At 56.5% G+C, this 3,285-nt stretch carries 3 protein-coding genes; 1 reads left to right on the top strand and 2 read right to left on the bottom strand.

All coding sequences use genetic code 11. The annotated features are described in order from the left end of the window. Positions 1 to 121: 121 nt before the first annotated feature. The gene (locus AC1DSG_RS29410; RefSeq protein ID WP_477794010.1) at positions 122 to 916 is read left to right on the top strand and encodes a hypothetical protein; all 795 of its coding nucleotides are present in this window, start codon (positions 122 to 124) and stop codon (positions 914 to 916) included. 85 nt (positions 917 to 1,001) lie between these two features. Here AC1DSG_RS29410 and AC1DSG_RS29405 read toward each other — a convergent pair whose 3' ends face one another. Together AC1DSG_RS29405 and AC1DSG_RS29400 are read right to left on the bottom strand one after the other, a co-directional pair. Then, positions 1,002 to 1,382, bottom strand: a complete 381-nt coding sequence (locus AC1DSG_RS29405; RefSeq protein ID WP_477794009.1) for a DUF6124 family protein — start codon at positions 1,380 to 1,382, stop codon at positions 1,002 to 1,004. Between the two features lie 566 nt (positions 1,383 to 1,948). Further along, the coding region (locus AC1DSG_RS29400; RefSeq protein ID WP_477794008.1) for an ABC transporter substrate-binding protein at positions 1,949 to 3,285 on the bottom strand (1,337 nt) is incomplete at its 5' end.

Here is a 3,285-nt window from a genome sequence, read left to right as displayed (position 1 = left end):
GTGAGTAAGTAATGCGCTTCGACCAAATTAACGGCTTACCTGGCACTCCAATTTTTATGTCGGGCTACGTCTTTGTCGCTAACGGTACTGGGATGGTTTGGATCAACGTTAAGGATTACCCGTGACCTCCCCTCATCTTGACCTCATTTACCTCCTCTCATGGGGGGTTGTACTGCTACTTATTTTCCTCAGCGAGGCAATCGTGTTATTTGCCGCCTATTTCCGGATTGATCAGCTGGAAAGCCACTTCATTGCATCTCATCTTGTGGGCATTAATCGGAAAACTTTGGGAAATGGCCCGTTGGGACGAATGAAAAGGGTCCGGCAGATAGGTGCACTAACAGGTCGAATTACCTATTTTCAAATGCTGGATCCGTACGCGGTCATGGAGGCTGAAGTTTTTCCGGAGCATTTGAAAAAATGGGTGAAGATTCCGGCAGACCTCATGCGACTCGCTTTGATTGGAGCCGGTCTACTTTTGCTTTTGCTTGGGTTTGAGCGGTTAAGCATGACCGTCTCCAAACCGGCAAGCGATCTGAAACTGCTGTGTACGGCCGTATTGATCGCCTGTTTTGTCGTGGCACTGGTGGCAATGCTCGTAAGGACATACGTCAGTTTTTTCAAACTGACTGAGATTGAATTTTTCCTGAGAGGGTCGTACTTCGTCGCTCGCAATCGGCGGGTGTTGGGAGACGGCGCCTATGGCCGCTCCTCCCGTTTGTCCCACATCTCGACCATTCTTTTATTGGATGATGATTTTTTGTGGGTAAGTGATCCGGACGCGATAGATGAGATTGCTCGCTTTCCGTTGCCCCTGCGATGCTGGATCATCATTCCCGCTCGAATACTTGGCTATTCTTTTCTGGGTTATTGCGTGATCTATCTCGGCGGAACMCTCTTTGGAGTATTTGCCTGACTACAGCGAAACGGGCTGTTAGCCATTCAATAAAAACGCGGCCCTTCCAGCGCCGCGTTTTTTTGTGTCTGCTCAGCCCCGTTGATCAGTCAGCGGGATCGACGTTATCCAGCGCCTTGTTCACCGCCAGTTCGCCCAACATCACCACCTGCGCAATCCCCAACAGAGTCTTGCGATGAGTGCCTTCCAGCAGCGCAGCAAAGTCACCGAGCATGACCGTGGCCGAAGCCAGGGATTCGCAAGCATTGGCCAGCAAGGATTCGGTATCGGCTTTGGGATTGACGAAGAACATCTCGTTGGGGGTGTATGGCGTGGCCATGATGTGAGCGCCGGGGTTGAGGTAGTAGTCGAGGGCGCGGTCGGCAGCTTCGTGGAGTTTTCGGGTGTCGACGGAGGCGTAAGGGGATGTCGAATCGGCGTCCGCTTCGGCGTCTGCTTCGGGAGGATTGGGTGTTGGTTTTTTCATGATGTTGGTACTCAGTGTGATGGCTGAAGCTGACCCATTCGGTTCCAATCGAAGGGGTGGCAGCTGTACGCAGGTTGGAACCCGGGCCACCGAAAACCCGACAGACTCGAAGTCTCCCGCGCACAGCCGCCATAACGGAATGCACACCATCAAGGCGCGCAAGCATACGTCATGAAAGCCACTTTTGCGCTTTCGGGGTTCCGGGGTTCCAATCCCGATCGCTGAATTGGCAGCAACGTGCACAGGCTAGAGAGCGGACGTCCGACGGACAACCTGAAAACATTGTGGGAAGGTTCTGCTCCTTCACCTAAACGCTTAAACATCCAGAATTGAAATACGAACTGTGGTTCACGGCCTGCCCGCGAATGCGGTGGGTCAGGCAACATCAATGGTGAATGTCAGTCCGCTATCGCGGGCAAGCCCGGCTCCCACAGGTTTAGTGGCGTACGCAACGTCTGCTGGCACTCCGCAATACAGTGGGAGCGAGCCTGCTCGCGATGACGGACTATCAGGCACCAACAAAAACGGCACCTTTCGGTGCCGTTCGCCTTTCCCGGTACAAAAGCTTACTTAGGCGCGTTCGCCGCCCATGACTTCAGCAGCTCGTTGTAGTTGACGGTTTCACCCTTGGGCTTCTCGTTCGCCAGTTTCGGCTTCGGTGCACCCGGCTGATCGAACCAGTATTGCGCATCGCGCTCGGGGTTCATTTTCGGTGCGCAGGTGGTTTGTGCCTTCGAACGCTCCAGACGGGTCATGATCGCGTCCTGATCCTTGGCCAGACCGTCCAGTGCCTGTTGCGGGGTTTTCTCGCCGCTGGCCGCTTCGGCGATGTGGCTCCACCACAGTTGCGCCAGACGCGGATAATCCGGCACGTTGGTCCCGGTCGGGGTCCATTGCACGCGGGCCGGGCTGCGATAGAACTCCACCAGGCCACCGAGTTTCGGTGCCAGGTCGGTCATCGCTTGTGACTTGATGTCCGACTCGCGAATCGGCGTCAGGCCGACGATGGTTTTCTTCAGGGACACAGTTTTCGAGGTCACGAACTGCGCATAGAGCCAGGCCGCCAGTTTCTGTTTCTCAGGCGTGGACTTCAGGAACGTCCAAGAACCCACGTCCTGATACCCCAGCTTCATGCCCTCTTCCCAATACGGACCACGCGGCGACGGTGCCATGCGCCATTTCGGCGTGCCATCGGCATTCACGACAGGCAGGCCCGGCTTGGTCATGTCGGCGGTGAATGCGGTGTACCAGAAAATCTGTTGGGCAATGTTGCCCTGGGCCGGCACCGGACCGGCCTCGGAGAAGGTCATGCCCGCCGCTTCCGGTGGCGCATAGGCCTTGAGCCAGTCGACGTATTTCTGGGTGGCAAAGACCGCCGCCGGCCCGTTGGTGTCGCCGCCACGGGTCACGCTGGAGCCCACCGGGTGGCAATCCTCGACACGAATGCCCCACTCGTCCACCGGCAAGCCGTTGGGCAAGCCTTTGTCGCCGCCCCCGGCCATGGAGAACCAGGCATCGGTGAAGCGCCAACCCAGGGACGGGTCTTTCTTGCCATAGTCCATGTGTCCGTAGACGCGCTTGCCGTCGATTTCCTTGACGTCTTCGCTGAAGAACTTGGCGATGTCTTCATAGGCTGACCAGTTCACCGGCACGCCCAACTCGTAGCCGTACTTTTCCTTGAACTTGGCTTTCAGGTCTGCCCGTTCGAACCAGTCGGCGCGGAACCAGTAGAGGTTGGCGAATTGCTGGTCAGGCAGCTGATAGAGCTTGCCGTCCGGGGCCGTAGTGAAGGAAATGCCGATGAAGTCCTTGAGGTCCAGGGTCGGCGAGGTGAAGTCCTTGCCTTCGTTGGCCATCAAGTCGGTGATCGACTCAGTCTTACCGTAGCGGAAGTGTGTACCGA

The organism is Pseudomonas sp. P5_A12, assembly GCF_056400685.1.
Note: the sequence above shows the minus strand (reverse complement) of the source record. Positions and strands in the feature narration are given on the sequence as shown.

Coding starts and splice junctions, on each gene's coding strand:
- AC1DSG_RS29405 (WP_477794009.1), bottom strand. CDS start 1,382: ATGAAAAAACCAACACCCAATCCTCCCGAAGCAGACGCCGAAGCGGAC.